Genomic DNA, 17,227 nt, shown 5'->3' with positions numbered 1-17,227 from the left:
TGGGCCCGGCTTTGGGTATTCGTGGTTATCGCATCTATTCAGCGGCGATATCGCAATGTTCGTCGGGCATGTCGGCAAAGGCATCGCGAAGCGCATTCGACCAGGCGTCAGACAGAGCGCGGAAGCCCCTGTCCTCGGCCTCGATCCGGCGGATTTCGGAAAATTTGCAAGCGTCATCCGGCAAAACAGCCAGATCAAGTGGCATACCAACCGACAGGTTGGAGCGAAGCGTTGAGTCCATCGACAACAATACCGCTTTGACCCCGTCCTGGATCGGCGTATCGGGCGTGATCACCCGATCAAGGATCGGCTTGCCGTATTTGTGTTCGCCAATCTGAAGGTATGGCGTATCGGATGTGGCTTCGATGAAATTACCCGCGGCATAAACCAGAAACAGGCGTTGATCACCGCCCTTGCGCTGTCCACCAATCATGATCGAGGCAGCACTGCTTTCATGATGCTGTTCAAGAGTGTCGTGGTATTTCAGCTGTACCTTCTGCATGGCTTCGCCAACCAGTTCGGCGACGCGGAACATGCTTGGTGCGCTCAGGATGCAGTTGCCCGGCTCGGTTTCGGGATCGTCAATGGCCTCGTGCAAGGTGCTCATCACCGCTTGGGTAATGGCAAGGTTGCCGGCTGAAAGCGCAACAATCGCGCGCTCCCCGGCGACTTCCCAGGTGAACATCTTGCGATAACGTGAAATGTTATCAAGGCCCGCATTGGTCCGCGTGTCCGAAAGGAAAACCAACCCTTCGTTCAGCATCAACCCGACACAGTAGGTCATCTTTTTGTAGTCCGACTATTGTTGTGACTGCGCAATGACGACTGTTACATCCAAATCTTCGTTTCCGCCACCAGTATGTACGCCCCGGATCGGGGTGGCGACCTGACCATCAAGTCCTGATCCAAGCCGGATATAACTATCCGTCGGACAGCACTTGTTGGCCGGATCAAACCCGACCCAGCCGAACTCTGGCAGATGCAACTCCGCCCATGCATGGGATGCCTCATGCGGTTTGCCTTCATGATCGGCAAACAGATATCCCGATACATAGCGGGCCGGAATGCCAAGATGGCGTGCCGCCGAGATCAGCACATGTGCATGATCCTGGCAAACGCCCTTGCCATCAGCAATCGCATCGGCAGCCGTTGTGTGCACATGGGTTGTACCCGGCGCATATTCAATGGCATCTGCGACCGCCGCGGTAAGACCGTGCGCAAGTTCCAACACTGTGCCGTCCTTGGTTTTCTTTGCGACCTTGTCGGCAAGCTTGCGAATGGCGGCACTGGATTTGGTCATGGGCGTCGTGCGCAGGAATACGGCCGGAAAGGCGCGTTCCTTGTGGCCGCGCAAAACGCCTGCGGTATCAGTGGTTTCGACCTCGCCGGTGACGACGATTTCAATCGCCTCGACCGGGCCGTTTGATGTCAGGGTGCTGATTATATCGCCATTGCCATCGGTAAATTCCGCACCGATGTTGCAGCCTTCGGCTGTGATCGACCATCTCAGGATCTTTTGGCCTTCGAATTCGGCAGGCGTCAGTTTAAGGCTCTGCACCGCGTGATAGGCCGGATACTCATAGCGGTAATGGGTCTTGTGCTCGACGGTCAAGCGCATCTTACTGCCCCCCGAAATGATATGCGTCAGCAATGGCAAGCGACAGGATACGGTTGCGTCCCTGGAAGTCGGTCAGGAATTCGTGCAACCCGCCTGAGAAGATCTCGTCCATGTCACTTTGCGTCAGCAAGGAATACATCTCGACCGCCTGGCGATGAACGCTGTGGCGTTGACCATAATGGCGGGCAAGCCTTTCAAGATGCTGGGTAATCTGTTCGGAACAATGCGCAAGAGATCGAGGACTGAACGGATTAAGAATCAGGAAATGAGCAATGCGATGTGGTGAATAATCATCACGATAGACCCAGTGGAACGCGCGGAGCGACGATGCCGCACGCAAAACCGTTGTCCATTGATAGTTATCGACACCATCGCCGACCATGCTGGTTTCCGGCAGAAGGACATAATATTTGACGTCCAGAAGCCGTGCGGTGTTGTCCGCGCGTTCGATAAAGGTGCCAAGACGGATAAAGTCATAGCCGTCATTGCGCAAAATCGTTGAATCGGTGGCCCCGCGGAACAGCGCGCCCTGTTTTTTGACCCAGTCGATGAATTCCGGCAGTTCGTTCTTGACCAGATTGTGCATCGACGGGCGCCGCAGTTCCATCAGGGCATTGTTAAGCGCCTCCCACATTTCTGCGGTGATGGCGGTACGCATCGCGCGCGCATTGGCGCGTGCATATTCAAAGCAATTGATGATCGATGAATGGTTGTCGCGGTTAAAGATCAGAAAATTGGCGACTTCTTCCTGACGCAACGGTGCGTCAGGGTCGTAACCCGCCGCACAGCCCGATGCCGAAAGAACCGATTCCCATTCCGACCGGTTGCCATCAACAACAGCAGGCATCAGCGCCATGCGATAGCCCATCTCCATCAGGCGGGCCATGTTTTCGGCCCGTTCGACATATCTCGACAGCCAGAAAAGGTTGTCTGCGGTACGACTAAGCATTTCTCAACCCTTTCCCTTTAATCGCTCATGATCCAAGTGTCCTTGACCCCGCCGCCCTGCGACGAGTTCACGACAAGCGACCCTTCGCGCATGGCGACCCGGGTCAGTCCGCCCGGTGTCAGGCGCACATCGTCGCCAACAAGGCAGAACGGTCGGAAATCGACATGGCGCGGGGCAACACCGCTTTCAACAAAGGTCGGGCAGGCCGAAAGTGCCAAGGTCGGCTGGGCGATGAAGTCACCGGGATCGGCGTCGATCCGTTTGGCGTAGGCCGCCTGTTCTTCCTTGGTCGATGCCGGGCCGACCAGCATGCCATAGCCACCTGATCCGTGGACTTCCTTCACCACCAGTTCGCCAAGGTGCTCAAGCACGTATTTGAGATCATCAGGCTTGCCGCATTTCCAGGTCGGCACGTTATTCAGGATCGGTTCCTGCCCCAGATAGAAGCGGATCATATCGGGCACAAAGGTATAAACCGCCTTGTCATCGGCAACACCGGCACCGGGTGCCGAACAGATCGCAACCCCGCCGGACCGGTAGACATTCATAAGCCCCGGAATGCCCAGAACCGAGTCCGGTCGGAAGCACAGTGGATCGATATAGGCGTCATCAATGCGGCGGTAAATCACATCGACCCGTGCCGGGCCGCGCGTGGTACGCATATAGACCCGGTCTTCATGGACAAACAGGTCCTGCCCTTCGACCAGTTCGACACCCATCTGATCGGCAAGGAACGAATGTTCATAATAGGCACTGTTCATTGCACCCGGGGTCAAAACGACGATGTTGGGTTCGCGGTCACATTTGCGCGGTGCGATGCTTTTAAGCGTTTTCAGCAACATGTCCGGATAGCTTTCGACCGGCTCGATCCGCAGGCTTTTGAATAGATCGGGGAACATGCGCATCATGATTTCACGGTTCTCAAGCATATAGGATACGCCCGATGGCGTGCGGCAGTTATCCTCAAGAACATAAAAATCTTCGGGGCCGGTGCGCACGATATCAACGCCGACAATGTGGCTGTACACGTTGCGTGGCGGGTCAATGCCAATTACGGCTGGTTCAAACGCGTCGTTGCGAAACACCAGATCTGCGGGGATGATGCCGGCCTTGATGATTTCGGCATTATGGTAAACATCGTACAGAAACGCATTTAGCGCCCGCGCCCGCTGTTTGACACCACGATCAAGCTTGCGCCATTCGCCGGATGTAAAAATGCGGGGGATCAGATCAAAGGGAATAAGCCGTTCGGGATCGCCGCCCTCGCCATAAACGGCAAAGGTAATGCCGATCTTGCGGAACAGGGTTTCGGCTTCAAGGCGCTTTTGTTCGAGGACCTCGGGGCCGCTTGCTTCCATCCAATCAACCAAGGCGCGATAAGGTTCGCGAATTTGGTCGTCAACACTCATCTCGTTGAACATGCATTCTCCCCTTTATGAACCTTTGATTAAAGGGTGCCACGCACGGGACGGTCAAGGATGTTCACGGTTGAAATGACAGATTTTTCAGCAAACTGTTGTTCTGCTGAAAAAATAAACTCTCTGATGACGGCGATTGTCCAAAAAACGGGCGGACTTGATGCCCGCCCGGTCTGATCAGGCTTTCGCCGGACGCAGGACATGCGTGTGATCGGCGGCATAAAGTCTAGAGTCGGTAAAATCCTTCCGCCCGAAAACCTCGCCAACCATGATCAGGGCGGTCCGCGTGATACCACTGCCTTTGACCTTGGCCCGGATATCGCCAAGGGTGCCAAAAATGTATTTCTGGTCAGGCCATGTGGCCCGATAGGCAATCACAACCGGGCAGTCTTCACCGTAATGCGGTGTCAAATCACGCACCACATTGGCCAGATTGTTGATCGACAGATGCACCGCCAAAGTCGCCCGCGATTTGCCAAGTTCCTTAAGGCTTTCACCATCAGGCATGGATGATGACCGCATGGCGGTTCGGGTCAGGATCACGGTCTGGGAAATATCGGGCAAGGTCAGTTCCGCGCCGATTTCAGCAGCGGTCGCGGCATAGGCCGAAACACCCGGTGTAATGTCATAGGGAATACCAAGATCATCCAGACGACGGATCTGTTCGGCAATCGCGCCATAAATTGACGGATCACCAGAATGAACCCTTGCCACATCCTGACCCTTGGCGTGGGCGTCCTCGATTTCGGCGATGATTTCATCAAGGTTCATCGGTGCGGTATCTACCACACGCGCACCATCGGGCGCGGCGGTGACGATTTCTTCGGGCACCAGTGATCCGGCATACAGACAGACCGGGCATTTTTCGATCAGGCGCAAGCCACGCACGGTGATCAGATCGGGGGCACCGGGACCGGCACCGATAAAATGAACAGTCATTCTTCTGCCTTGTTGTTTGACGTGCTGCTTGTAACCGGGGCCCTGGCGGCATCCGGGCCTTTTTTGGCATAGCCGCGCGGGGTATAGACCCATTCGTTCTCGCCGCGTGTGATATGGCGGCTGTTGCTTGATCCGACCAGAACAGTCGTCAGCATATCGACCATGTCGACTTCCAGTTTCGAAAGCGGAACGACCGTGATCTCCTCGTCCGGGCGGCCAAGCTGACGGCCAAGAACCACCGGCGTATCTGCTTGGCGATGTTCAAGCAGGATATCACGCGCTTTCGCCAAAAGATCCCGGCGGCGCTTCGATACCGGGTTATAGAACGCAATCACAAAATCCCCTTCGGCCGCTGATTTCAGGCGGCGCAGGATGTCTTCACGCGGTGTCAGAAGGTCAGAAAGCGAAATCGCACAGAAATCATGACCCAGCGGCGCACCAATCCGTGATGCCGCCGCCTGAAGGGCGGAAATACCCGGTGATACCTGAACCGCAACCCGGTTCCAGTCTGCGCGATCTTCACGATCCAACAGCTCAAACACCAGTGTTGCCAGCGCATAAATTCCCGCATCCCCCGACCCGATCAGGGCAACGTCCTTGCCGGTGGCGGCAAGTTCCAGTGCATGGCGCGCGCGGGCTTCTTCGGCGCCAAGGTCGGAATGGTGGCAATCCTTGCCATCAATCAGCGGCCCCAGCAGATCAAGATACATCTGATAGCCGACAATATCAGTTGCGCGGCCAATCAGGGCGGTGGCTTCGGGGCTGCGCCAGCCGATCTGACCCGGACCGATGCCAACAATCGAAAGCCTGCCCTGCGCGGTGCCGACATTCTCGGGAATGATGTCATCCTGTGACAGGGCAACCGCACAGGTGGATTTCTTGGTCTTGTGTTTGGGCACAATCAGCTTGCCGTTCGGACCGACCGTCGCCAGTGCTGCACCCTCGGCAACACCATGGCAGCCGGTTTCGGCAAACACGACGTCTGATGGCGTCACCAGACGGTCTGCCTCGGCCTCAAGGGTTTGGGCATCAAAGAACCGGGCCGGAACGCCAAGGCGTCGCGCCAGTTCGTGGACGGCGGCCTCGTCGGCCTTGAGATCAATCGAACTCACGCAGGCAATGGCCTTGGGGCTCAGGCACTGCCCGGCCAGTGTTTCCATTACAAGATCATACAGATCATCCACCGGGCAGCCGCGCTCACAGCCGACACCCAATGCCAGAACCGGCGGGTGATAGGTAATCGCGGTTTCGGCCCCATCGCTGATCGCGTCTTCATTGGCACCCTCGCGGGCGGTTGCCGTGATCAGGATGCTGCCATCCTCGGACTGGGCAATCGCGCTGTTGGTCAACCACGCAGCCGAGCCTGCCTCAATCTCAATCCGCGCAGAGGCGCCTGCCAAAAGGGCCGCAGTGGCGGGTTTGACGGTGTCAGGTGTGCCAAGGGTCCAACCGGCTGGCGGCTCATCAAGGGCAAGGCCGAGCATGGCGTCGCCCGGCGTGGTGATCGCGGCATTCCCCCCAAGGCGATCAGCCAGATCGCGCGCCAGCCGGTTGCCACCATGATGTCCACCCAGAAGCGGAATGAAATTATCACCGGCTTCATCAACGGCAAGCACGGCGGCGTCCTGCCACTTACCGCTCAGCAACGGTGCAAGTGCGCGGATCAGAATGCCTGACGCGCAGACGCCAATGATGACATGATCGGATGAAAAGGTTTGTTGCAGATGCGCAATGGTATCGTCAAAGGCGACATCAACATCCTTGACCGAAACGCGCGTGCGTAGGCCATGTACCGATGCGCCCTGCAGACTGGATGCAATTTTGCGCGCGGTCGGAAGGGCGCGCTGGGTCAGGCAGATCACCGCTATCGGGGCAATCGGGTCGGTTGGCAATACCATGTTATTCTGGATGTTCTGGGCGGTCATCGCCATGCGTCTCCGCGACGGTGGATCAGGATCATGGAAAAATACGGTGCCTTGGCATCGCTCGGCAATTCACCAAGTGGCACCATTTTTTGGGTTTCAAGCGTGGCACGTTCGATATAGCGCGCCCGATCGGTCAGGCCGAGTTCGTTGATCACACCACGAACCTTGGCAAAATGTCGGCCCAGCTTGATGATGGCCGCGGCATCGGTTTTGGCCAGCTGTTCACGCAAACGATCGGCATCAAGCGGGCCCGGGATGACTTGCAACACATCGTTCTTGGCGGCCAATGGCGCGCCAAGCTGGGCGGCACAGGCCATCATGGAGCTGACACCGGGCACGGTTTTTACCGGGTACCCGGTCTCGGCCAGACGGCCAAACAGGTACATGAAGCTGCCATAAAAGAACGGGTCACCTTCGCACAGAACGGCAACGGTTTTGCCATCCGCCAGATGCTTGCCGATTTCAATCGCGGCGGCGTCATAAACCGGATCGGCCGGTTTGCCCATTTCAATGCGAATGGCAATTTCGATCCGGCCTTCGGGGATGTGCGGATCAACGATCTGACGCGCCAGGCTAACACCATCTTCAAGGGCTGGATAGGCGATCACGTCGGCCTTTTGCAGGATGTTATAGGCCTTAAGCGTGATCAGATCAGGCTCGCCCGGCCCTATGCCAAGCCCATAGGCCGTTCCGACCTCCGGAAGGGGCGTTGCGGGATTTTCCGCACTGCTCATGCTTTTACTCCGAGGTAATGGGTGACCGGGGCAAGGTTGCTCCAGCCCTTGAAACAGCCGCGCGGCACCAGTCGTGAAATCGACAGGCGCGACAAGCTGCCACCATTTTTATTGTAAAACCGTAATAATTTTTCTTCGCCTTCAAGCGTTACCGTATTGGCAACCAGCCGCCCGTGCAGCGGCAACAGATCCCAGCAGTTTTCAAGCAACCCATCAATCGTAATGCCCCCGCCGATGAAAATCGCATCGGGTTTGGGCAGGCGATCGGCAAAACTCAGTGCCTCTTCAATGGATTTCTGTTCAATCGCAAGGGTCGGAACGCCAAGGCGAATGGCATTCTTCTTGATCATCGCGCAGCGTTCGGCGTCGCGTTCAATCGCAACAGCCAGCCCGCCCATGCGTTTCCATTCAATCGAAATCGACCCGCACCCGGCCCCCAGATCCCACAAAACACCGCCGTCAAACGGCGCGAGTGACGCCAGCGTTTGTGCGCGGATTTCCGATTTTGTGATCATGCCATCATGGATAAAGGCATCATCGGGCAGGCCTGGCCCCTTGGGCAGCGGTTTGGCGTTTGGTCCGGCTTCAAGATCAATCATGATCAGATTAAGCGGGTCGACCGATTTGACATCGGGCATCGAGGTTGCCGTTGATTGCCAGGTGCGCGCGGTTTGCGTGGTAATGCGTTCTTCCGGCCCGCCAAGCCGTTCACAAACCGACATGCGGCTTTGATCAAAACCGGCTTCACATAGCATGACGGCGACAAGGGCCGGGGTGGAGCCGTCTGCACTGAGTGCGATCAGTTTGCCGTGCGGACGCAAATGGGCGCGCAGCGTTTCCGGATCACGGCCATGCAGCGTAATCACATCACACTCGGCTAGTGGCCAGCCAAGCCTGGAGGTGGCCAGGGAAATACTTGATGGCGCCGGGACCGCGTATATTGGTTCGGGTCCGAAATATTTAATCAGCGTGTTGCCAACGCCAAAATACATCGGATCGCCGCTGGCCAGCACGACCGGGTTCTGATCAAGGCAATCTTCGATCAGCGGCAGGTTGGCTTCAAACGGTGTGATCCATTTGTTCTGGGTTGCCCTGTTGGAACCGGGTAACATGGCGATATGGCGTGTGCCGCCAAAAATGATGCTGGCATTTTCAAGGATGTTGCGCGCCATTGGTGAAAGGCCGTTATAGCCATCTTCACCGATGCCAATAACCGTGATCCGTCCCTTGATCGGTGCCTGTTCGTTCATGATGCACCCCCGGATTTGTGGTCAAAGGTTCCATCAGGTGTCGTTTCGTCATCGCGCGCCAGACGCGCCAAGGCATTGATCGTGGCGGCTGATACCGCACTGCCGCCAAATCGACCGCGCAGCGTGACAAACGGAATACCATTGGCATGTTCGATCAGCGCATCCTTGCTTTCAGCCGCCCCGACAAAGCCGACTGGCATACCGATGATCGCCGCTGGCTTATTCAATCGCCCATCATGGATCGCTTCAAGCAAATGAAAAAGCGCGGTTGGCGCATTGCCGATGGCAATTATTGCGCCTTCGATATGATCGGCCCAGGCTTCAACTGCGGCGGCTGATCGCGTGGTTTCCATTTGGGCGGCAAGGTCGTGCGTATTGCCATTATTGAGCGTGCAAAGAACCGGGTTCTGACTGGGCAGAAGCCGGGAAATGATGCCATGACGCACCATTTCCGCATCACACAGGATCGGTTTTCCGCGACTTAATGCCGCTGTGGCAGCATTCACCACATCACCGCCAAAGGCGATCTGATCGGCCATTTCGACCATGCCGCAGGCGTGAATGATGCGAATGGCAACTGGTCGCTCAGCGTCTGAAAAGCGCGCAAGGTTCGCCTCGGCCTCGATGGTGGCAAAGCTTTTGGCATAGATTTCCTGCGGGTCACGCAGATAGTCAAACATTGCCGCGCCTTTCAGGGGACAGGTATCGACCGGTCAGGAACCGGTCGATTTCTTAGCGTCGTCGTGATCATGGGAATGGCTGTGCCCGTGATCATGGCTGTGGCCATGGCTATGACCGTGATCGTGGTGATGCCCGTGGCCGTGATGGTGGTGATGGCCATGATCATGGCTGTGTCCATCGGTGCCAATGCCCATCACATGGTGATGGTGACCGACCTGCGGGGTTCCGACATCGCCTTCATAACCAATGATCTGCTCGCGGTACTTGCAAAGCTGGCAGTTCATATTGTTGTCGCCGGTATCAATCTCGGTCAGACGTTCGGCAAAGCTTTCAAGAACCATCGGGTGGTCCTTGAGGTAGCCTGCCTTGATGAATTCAACATCACCAAATTCAGCGGCGACTTCGTCAGTATGGCTATAAATGCGGTCAATCAGAATGCCGGCAAACAGGAAATACGGGAAGACGACAACGCGCTTGTATCCCAGTTTCATCGCTTCGCGCAGGCCCGCATTGACGCGCGGATGGGCAACACCGGAATAGCTGATTTCGGTACGGCCAAAACCCATGCCTTCCTGAAGCATACGGGCAACCTTATAGACATTGGAATTGGCGTCCGGGTCATTGGTCCCGCGCCCGACCACCATCAACAGGGTGTCTTTGCGATCTACGCTGTCATCGGCACCTTCAAGGGCTTCTTCGATGCGTTCCTTTGCTGCCATCAGAAGCTTGGGATCAATGGCAAGATCGCGGCCGAAAAGCACTTCGATATCGGGATTTTCGTGGGCGAAATTGTTTACTTCGCTCGGCAGGTCGTTTTTGACGTGACCGGCGGCAAACAGCATACCGGGAAGGGCATAGATTTTCTTGTGGCCCATGGCTTTGAGCTTTTCAAAACCATCACGCAGGATCGGGTGGGCAAATTCGAGAAAGCCGCTTTCGACATCGTAGTCGGCCAGATGGGTCTGTTTCATAGCTTCAACCATGGCGTTGAACTGTGAAACCGCGCGTTCGTCGCGCGAACCATGACCGCAAATCATTACTGCGCCTTTGGGGGACATAAAAGGCTGCTCCTTTGTCTCTCTTTGATGGTGTTCTTCACATGACATTTTTGCCATGCGGTACCCGATGCCACCCCCGTTTTCACCGATTGGCTTGCGGAATGCAAGCGGCAGCTACGCCAAGATGGGGCATAAGGGGCTTGGGTGATGAAAATACTACTTATTGTGGGCCGGTTATGGTCCGGTATCGAATATGTTGTGGGCGGGCTCAGTCCTTCGGTTCTGGCGGGTGATCAGGTTGCGGTGTTCTGCATTACGCACTGCGGGGCAAACAGGATTGACCAACATAATTTATGATAAAATAAAAATTCGTATGAAATTTCTTTATCAAACCCAAAACCAGATGGCAAATTTCGCAGCACTAATTTGGTTTGCGTATTCACCATGTCATTATGATTGACGGGTTGGCGATCACCGCGCACATTGCCGCGATGGAACCGACATTCACCGATTTTCTGATCCCGGAACCTGCGTTTTTCGGGCCGCTTTTTTCAATGCTGGTGCTGGCACTGCTGCTGGATGCGGTGTTTGGTGACTTCCCGTGGCTGTTTAGCCGGATCGGGCACCCGGTGGTCTGGATTGGCAATCTGATTGCGTGGTTCGAAAAGCGCCTGAACCGCACAGATCGCAGTAACCCGGACCGACTTTTGCGCGGTGCTGTGACCAGTCTGGTGGTGATTGCAGTCGCCGCGGCTTTTGGTGGTGTGGTGCAGTTTGTCTCATCACTTGGCGACGTTTTCAGAGCGCCCGAAGTCCTTTTGGTGGCGGTCCTGATTGCCCAAAAAGGCCTTTATCAACATGTCAAAGCCGTCTCGAACGCGCTTAAGAAAGATGGTATCGCTGGTGGCCGCAAGGCGGTTTCGATGATCGTCGGGCGCAACCCCGACACGCTCGATGAAGCAGGCATCAGCCGGGCAGCCATTGAAAGCTGTGCTGAAAACTTCTCGGATGGCGTGGTCGCCCCGCTGTTTTGGTATGTGGTCGGTGGGCCGATTGGCATTTGCGCCTACAAGGCGATCAACACCCTTGATTCTATGATTGGTCATCGCAACGAACGCTATCTTTATTTCGGCAGGTTCGCCGCGCGGCTTGATGATGTGGCGAACTTTATCCCTGCGCGGATTGCCGGTGGCGTGATTTGCCTTGCCGCCCTGATCGGTAAGAAAACAAGTGGCACGGCTGCCTGGCAGACCATGCTGTCAGATGCAAAAAAACACAAATCGCCCAATGCCGGTTGGCAGGAAGCAGCCTTCGCCGGGGCGCTTGAAATCGCCCTTGCCGGGCCGCGCCAATATGGCAGCGAAATGGTCGATGATCCTTATATTGGCAACGGTCGTTCCGATCTGACCGCTGTTGATATTGACCGTGCGCTTAGGCTTTTTACGACCTCATGCCTTATCAATGCGGCGTGGCCAATTGTTCTTAAAGTTTTTTGGGTCGGGTTATGAGTACCGGGCAACGCGTCAATGAAATTCCTTTGGGCTGCGAGTTCCTTGAAGGCATCCTGCAAAACCGGACCAGCCAAATCATTCTCGATCGGTTTTCAGTCTTCGGGATTAAAGACTGGTGGCTAACCGCCGGATGTCTTGCCCAAACCATCTGGAACATCAAGGCCAATCGCGTCCCGGATGCCGATATTTCCGACTATGACCTATTTTATTTTGATCCCGATACGTCATGGCAGGCCGAAGATCGCGTGATCGCCCAAGGCGCTGAAGTGTTTGCGGATATCCCGGCTTCAATCGAAATTCGCAATCAGGCGCGGGTGCCGATCTGGTATCCGGAAAAATTCGGGGTGCCCTATGGTGCTGTGGCTGCTGCCAGTGACGGTATTGATCGCTTTGCCTATCAGACAACTGCCATTGGCCTGCGCAAGGATGCGGACAAGGACGGAATAGATGCCTACCGCATTTATGCGCCGTTTGGCCTTGCTGCGGTCATGGAAGGTCGGGTGATCCCGAACACGGTTTTGCCCGTCAAAAAGGTGTACGAGGCCAAGGTTGCGCGGTGGCAAAGAACATGGCCGGATCTGGTCGTAATACCTTGGCCGGAGGAAGAACGTTAGGTTTAATTCAGACGCTTAGTCGTTGCCCTTGTTCATCCGGGCGATGGTCGATGTGGTGGAGAATCCATCCTCAAGATTGGCCAGAACAACCTTGCCGCCATAGCCATGAACAATCTCGGCCCCGACGACTTTGTCGATGGTGTAATCCGCACCCTTGACCAGAATGTCCGGCTTGATCGCCTTGATCAGTTCAATCGGTGTGTCTTCACCAAAAATCACCACGCCACTGACGGTTTCAAGCGATCCAAGCACGGCCGCACGTGCGGCTTCGGACTGGACCGGGCGGGCTTCGCCCTTAAGGCGTTTGACCGATGCATCGGAATTCAGCCCGACAATCAGCCGGTCGCAATTTGCGCGCGCCTGTTTCAGCAGGCTGAGGTGACCGGGATGCAACAGATCAAAGCAGCCATTGGTAAAGCCGACCGTGTATCCCTTGCGCCGCCAGCGTTCTGCGCGATCTACCATACGATCAAGCGGCATCAGTTTGGCTTCCCCGATCATCAGATCATGATGATGCAGGGTGGAAATCAGCTCGTCCGGATAAACAACTGCGGTGCCGATCTTGCCAACCACGATCCCGGCCGCAACATTGGCAATACGGGCTGCATCGGAAAGGCTTGAACCCGCCGCAACCGCCGATGCAAGGCAGGCGACAACCGTGTCACCTGCCCCTGAAACATCAAAGACTTCGCGGGCTTCGGTCGGCAGGTGCAAAGCCTCGCCATCCTTGGTGACAAGGGTCATGCCATCCTGACTGCGGGTAAGCAGGACATTCTCGATACCGCATTCGGTGATGATCTTGCTCGCAGCAGCGATGGCATCGTCGTCGCTGTTGATGGCAATCCCGGTTGCCGCTTCGGCCTCCGCGCGGTTCGGCGTCACCACCGTGGCGCCCCGATAGATGCTGTAATCATTGCCTTTCGGATCGACGATCACAGGTTTTCCGGCGGCACGTGCGGCCTTGATCGCGGCTGCAACGACATTGGCATGCAAGACACCCTTGCCATAGTCAGACAGAATGATCGCTGCAACATCCGATGCAAGTTGACTTGCCAGCGTCGAAAGGTTGCTAATCGATGCGGGCGCAATGGCGCTGGTGGTTTCGTTGTCAGAACGCAACAATTGCTGTCCGCCCGCGATATAGCGGGTTTTGATCGTCGTCGGGCGGTTGCGTTCAGTCTGGATATAGGGCTCAACACCCTTGTCATTGGCGACATATTCCATGACTTCGCGACCGGGTAGATCATCGCCAACCAGCGACAGGAACTGAACTGCTGCGCCAAGGGCTGTGGCATTGCGCGTGACGTTACCCGCCCCGCCCAGCATCGCACTTTCGCGCTCAACCCGGATGACGGGGATAGGCGCCTCGGGCGAGATGCGGGTGACCGAGCCATAAACAAACCGGTCAAGCATGACATCGCCAATGCAAAGGACTTTGGCATCGGTCAGTTGTTCAACCTGTCGGGCCAAATGGCTAAGATCGGTCATGGTCGCAATTCTTTGTTCTGTCTGAGTATTCAGGCGGCTTTTCAGCCCGCCGGTTATTTTTTCGTCAGGCCAAGCGTATTTTCAAGCGCACCGACCAGCATCTGGCCAATCTGGATATGCATCTCCTGGATGCGGGCTGTGGTGTTGCTGGGAACGATCATCAGCGGATCACACAGATCAACCATGTCACCACCGGTCTTGCCAGTCCAGCCGGTCGCAATCAGGCCCATTTCCTTGGCCTTGGCCAGACCAAGATTGACGTTCTTGCTGTTGCCGGATGTTGAGATGCCGATCGCAACGTCATCCGGATTGCCAAGCGCCTCAATCTGGCGCGAAAACAGGTGATCAAACCCAAAATCGTTACCGATCGCGGTCAAGGCCGAGCTGTCGGTGGTCAGCGCAATCGCCGGAAGCGCGCGACGGTCATTGATATAGCGAACCGTGAATTCGGTTGCGATATGCTGCGCGTCCGCGGCCGACCCGCCATTGCCGAAAAACAGCAGCTTGTTGCCGTCATTTAGGGCGTCGGTGCAAATCTCGACCAGTTCGATAAAGGCATCGCGGGTGGCTTCACGGGTCTTGTTGACCAGATCAAGATGCTCGTCAAACTCGGCATCGAAAAAGGCTTTGATATCCATCACGCGTCCAAATCCAAAAGAAGTCGTCGTATTAGCCGTGTTTCGCAATCAGATTGCGGAAATACTCAATTGTCGAGCCGAGGCCATCTTCAAGGCTTACAGTCGGTTCCCAGCCATCAAGTGTGTTTCGCGCAAAGGTAATGTCGGGCTTGCGCTGCAGCGGGTCATCGGCCGGAAGGTCTTTGAAGATCAGCTTTGATTTGGCGCCGGTCATCTCAATGACGCGCTCTGCCAATTCACGAATAGTGATCTCATAAGGGTTGCCAAGGTTCATCGGCCCGGTAACCGTTTTGTCGGTTGCCATCAGGCGGACAAAGCCCTCGATCAGGTCAGTGTAGAAGCAGAAGGATCGGGTTTGCCGGCCGTCGCCATAAATGGTGATGTCTTCGCCATGCAGCGCCTGGATGATGAAGTTCGATACCACACGGCCGTCCTGCGGATGCATGCGCGGGCCATAGGTGTTAAAGATCCGGGCGACCTTGATATCCAGACCGTGCTGGCGGTGGTAATCAAAGAACAATGTTTCAGCACAGCGCTTGCCTTCGTCATAACAGGCGCGCGGGCCGATCGGATTGACATTGCCGCGGTAATCTTCGGTCTGCGGATGGACTTCAGGATCGCCATAAACCTCGCTGGTCGAGGCCTGGAAAATCTTGGCGCCAACGCGCTTGGCGAGACCCAGCATGTTGATCGCACCATGCACACTGGTTTTGGTCGTCTGGACCGGATCGTGCTGGTAATGGATCGGCGAAGCCGGGCACGCAAGGTTGTAAATCTCGTCGACTTCAAGATAGAGCGGGAAGGTCACATCGTGGCGCATCAGCTCGAAATGCGGTTTATCGAGAAGATGGACAATGTTGTCCTTGGTGCCGGTGAAGAAATTGTCGACGCACAGAACGTCATTGCCTTCTTCAAGCAGGCGTTCGCACAAATGAGAACCAAGAAAACCTGCGCCACCGGTTACCAAAACGCGCTTGCGTCGCCACATATCGTCTCTGACCTTACTACTCTGATATCAAAACGGGCTGAAACTAGCAGCTTGGTTGGCGGAAAGCTACGACTTATCTTTTCTTGGACGTGTCTGAAATTCCCCAATATTCGGGTTTGGTTTCAATATGCATGAATGCTAAATACATAACCTGTTAATGCACCGGCGTTATCGTGGTTCGGGCAGATTAGCGGCTGTGATTCCGTCGAAACAATTCTCTGGTCATTGCATTTATGTCTGATAGTTCACTTCCATCGCCCGAAGCCTTCCTCGTTGACTATGTGCGACGCCTTGAGCGGCGCAAGGATGGCGTTGGTGCTATTCATGTGCATTTTTCCAAATTGCTGCCGTTTAACCGGCGTGACCATCACATCCGTACGGCGATTACGGCGTTTGAAGAAATCGTACCGGAAGTCACCGGGCGTATTTTTACCCTGTCCAACCAAGATCTGATTTTCATCTTTGATGCCGCAGAGATGGACGAGGTGAATGCCGTCATTTTCCGGCTGAAATTCCTGTTCAATGACGATCCGCTGATCAGTGATGGCAAGGATGAAAGCGGCGCGCCCGCGACCTTTACCGACTATTTCGATGTCGGACAGCAATATAAAGAATTCCTGCATCTGACACAGTTGCTGGTCCGCGCCAACGCCAATCGACCCAAAATCGTCAGCAAGGCAGCCGAGCGACACAATGATCATCCGGAGCTCAGCGATGATCGCGCGCCGCTGACCCCGAAGATCTTGGGGCGCATCGATGAATCGCTTCGGCGTGCGGATCTGTCCAACCTGATGCGTCGACAGGCCATTTGTGCGGTGGTGGGTGATGCGAACCCGACGCCGGTTTTCCACGAGTTGTTCATCTCGATCAAGGATTTGCAGGACACGTTGCTGCCAGATGTCAATGTTCTCTCGAACCGTTGGCTGTTTCAGCATCTGACCGAAATTCTGGATCGGCGCATGCTGTCGCTTCTGACCCGATCAAATGACGCATCAGTGACTGGGTCAGTAAGCATCAATTTGAACGTCTCGACACTGTTGTCACCGGACTTCTTGACGTTCGATAGTAACGTCAAGGCCGGGCAGCGCGGGACGATCGTGCTTGAGCTTCAGAAAATCGATATTTTTGCTGATCTGGGTGCGTTCTTCTTCGCGCGTGATTTCTGTCGTGATCGCGGCTATCGCATCTGCATTGATGGCATCAGTTATCTGTCCCTGCCCTATATCAACCGTAACAAGCTTGGCGTTGATATGATCAAGATGCTGTGGGATCCGGAAATGGAAAACATGGATGAAGAGCATCGCGAAGCCATGCGCGCCGCTGTGGCAGAGTCCGGCGATACCCGCGTTATTTTGTGCCGTTGTGATGACGAACGCGCCATCAAGTTTGGTCATTCGATCAATATCACCATGTTCCAGGGTCGCCATGTTGAGCATCTGATGAACGAACGGACAAAAAAATAGCGCCAGGTTACTG

The 17,227-nt window shown here is 55.5% G+C and carries 16 protein-coding genes; 3 read left to right on the top strand and 13 right to left on the bottom strand.

Annotated elements, in window-relative coordinates:
* Positions 1-34: 34 nt before the first annotated feature.
* The 10 genes from DY252_RS00945 to DY252_RS00900 all read right to left on the bottom strand — a co-directional run bounded on the left by DY252_RS00945 (position 35) and on the right by DY252_RS00900 (position 10,572).
* Positions 35-784 carry a proteasome-type protease gene (locus DY252_RS00945; protein ID WP_064788003.1) on the bottom strand — a complete coding sequence of 250 codons (750 nt, stop codon included), beginning with the start codon at positions 782-784 and terminating at the stop codon, positions 35-37.
* 15 nt (positions 785-799) lie between these two features.
* Positions 800-1,618, bottom strand: coding sequence for a transglutaminase family protein (locus tag DY252_RS00940; RefSeq protein ID WP_064788004.1), 819 nt, complete (start codon positions 1,616-1,618; stop codon positions 800-802).
* 1 nt (position 1,619) lies between these two features.
* On the bottom strand, positions 1,620-2,567 hold the full coding sequence (locus DY252_RS00935) for an alpha-E domain-containing protein (RefSeq protein WP_064788005.1): 948 nt from the start codon (positions 2,565-2,567) through the stop codon (positions 1,620-1,622).
* Between the two features lie 17 nt (positions 2,568-2,584).
* Positions 2,585-3,988 (bottom strand): circularly permuted type 2 ATP-grasp protein, encoded by a 1,404-nt coding sequence (locus DY252_RS00930; RefSeq protein ID WP_064788006.1) that lies wholly within the window; start codon positions 3,986-3,988, stop codon positions 2,585-2,587.
* 174 nt (positions 3,989-4,162) lie between these two features.
* The gene (cobM, locus tag DY252_RS00925; protein ID WP_064788007.1) at positions 4,163-4,924 is read right to left on the bottom strand and encodes a precorrin-4 C(11)-methyltransferase; all 762 of its coding nucleotides are present in this window, start codon (positions 4,922-4,924) and stop codon (positions 4,163-4,165) included.
* On the bottom strand, positions 4,921-6,849 hold the full coding sequence (gene cobJ, locus DY252_RS00920) for a precorrin-3B C(17)-methyltransferase (protein ID WP_318532849.1): 1,929 nt from the start codon (positions 6,847-6,849) through the stop codon (positions 4,921-4,923). The genes cobM and cobJ overlap by 4 nt, the downstream gene beginning before the upstream one ends.
* A complete protein-coding gene (gene cobI, locus DY252_RS00915; RefSeq protein WP_064788009.1) occupies positions 6,846-7,583 on the bottom strand; it encodes a precorrin-2 C(20)-methyltransferase in 738 nt (245 codons plus the stop codon). Before cobI ends, cobJ begins: the two co-directional genes overlap by 4 nt.
* Positions 7,580-8,833 (bottom strand): bifunctional cobalt-precorrin-7 (C(5))-methyltransferase/cobalt-precorrin-6B (C(15))-methyltransferase, encoded by a 1,254-nt coding sequence (locus DY252_RS00910; RefSeq protein ID WP_064788010.1) that lies wholly within the window; start codon positions 8,831-8,833, stop codon positions 7,580-7,582. The genes cobI and DY252_RS00910 overlap by 4 nt, the downstream gene beginning before the upstream one ends.
* The gene (locus DY252_RS00905; RefSeq protein WP_064788011.1) at positions 8,830-9,513 is read right to left on the bottom strand and encodes a precorrin-8X methylmutase; all 684 of its coding nucleotides are present in this window, start codon (positions 9,511-9,513) and stop codon (positions 8,830-8,832) included. Before DY252_RS00905 ends, DY252_RS00910 begins: the two co-directional genes overlap by 4 nt.
* Before the next feature lie 33 nt (positions 9,514-9,546).
* The gene (locus DY252_RS00900) at positions 9,547-10,572 is read right to left on the bottom strand and encodes a sirohydrochlorin chelatase (protein WP_063086050.1); all 1,026 of its coding nucleotides are present in this window, start codon (positions 10,570-10,572) and stop codon (positions 9,547-9,549) included.
* A 392-nt stretch (positions 10,573-10,964) separates the two neighbouring features.
* Here DY252_RS00900 and cbiB point away from each other — a divergent pair, with 392 nt between their 5' ends.
* A complete protein-coding gene (cbiB, locus tag DY252_RS00895) occupies positions 10,965-12,020 on the top strand; it encodes an adenosylcobinamide-phosphate synthase CbiB (RefSeq protein ID WP_197482548.1) in 1,056 nt (351 codons plus the stop codon).
* Entirely contained in the window at positions 12,017-12,637 is a 621-nt protein-coding gene (locus DY252_RS00890; RefSeq protein WP_064788012.1) for a nucleotidyltransferase family protein, read from the top strand. Before cbiB ends, DY252_RS00890 begins: the two co-directional genes overlap by 4 nt.
* A 15-nt stretch (positions 12,638-12,652) precedes the next feature.
* On the opposite strand, the gene rfaE1 is transcribed toward DY252_RS00890, so the two are convergent.
* The 3 genes from rfaE1 to DY252_RS00875 are packed head-to-tail and all read right to left on the bottom strand — an operon-like array spanning position 12,653 to position 15,751.
* Positions 12,653-14,125 (bottom strand): D-glycero-beta-D-manno-heptose-7-phosphate kinase, encoded by a 1,473-nt coding sequence (gene rfaE1, locus DY252_RS00885; RefSeq protein ID WP_064788013.1) that lies wholly within the window; start codon positions 14,123-14,125, stop codon positions 12,653-12,655.
* Between the two features lie 53 nt (positions 14,126-14,178).
* Positions 14,179-14,763 (bottom strand): D-sedoheptulose 7-phosphate isomerase, encoded by a 585-nt coding sequence (locus DY252_RS00880; protein WP_064788014.1) that lies wholly within the window; start codon positions 14,761-14,763, stop codon positions 14,179-14,181.
* A gap of 31 nt (positions 14,764-14,794) precedes the next feature.
* Positions 14,795-15,751 (bottom strand): UDP-glucuronic acid decarboxylase family protein, encoded by a 957-nt coding sequence (locus tag DY252_RS00875; protein WP_064788015.1) that lies wholly within the window; start codon positions 15,749-15,751, stop codon positions 14,795-14,797.
* A 233-nt stretch (positions 15,752-15,984) separates the two neighbouring features.
* Here DY252_RS00875 and DY252_RS00870 point away from each other — a divergent pair, with 233 nt between their 5' ends.
* Complete coding sequence (locus tag DY252_RS00870; protein WP_008888909.1) at positions 15,985-17,214, top strand: EAL domain-containing protein; 1,230 nt, start codon at positions 15,985-15,987, stop codon at positions 17,212-17,214.
* Positions 17,215-17,227: the final 13 nt, after the last annotated feature.

Source organism: Thalassospira indica (assembly GCF_003403095.1).
Classification (GTDB): Bacteria; Pseudomonadota; Alphaproteobacteria; order Rhodospirillales; family Thalassospiraceae; genus Thalassospira; species Thalassospira indica.
Note: the sequence above shows the minus strand (reverse complement) of the source record. Positions and strands in the feature narration are given on the sequence as shown.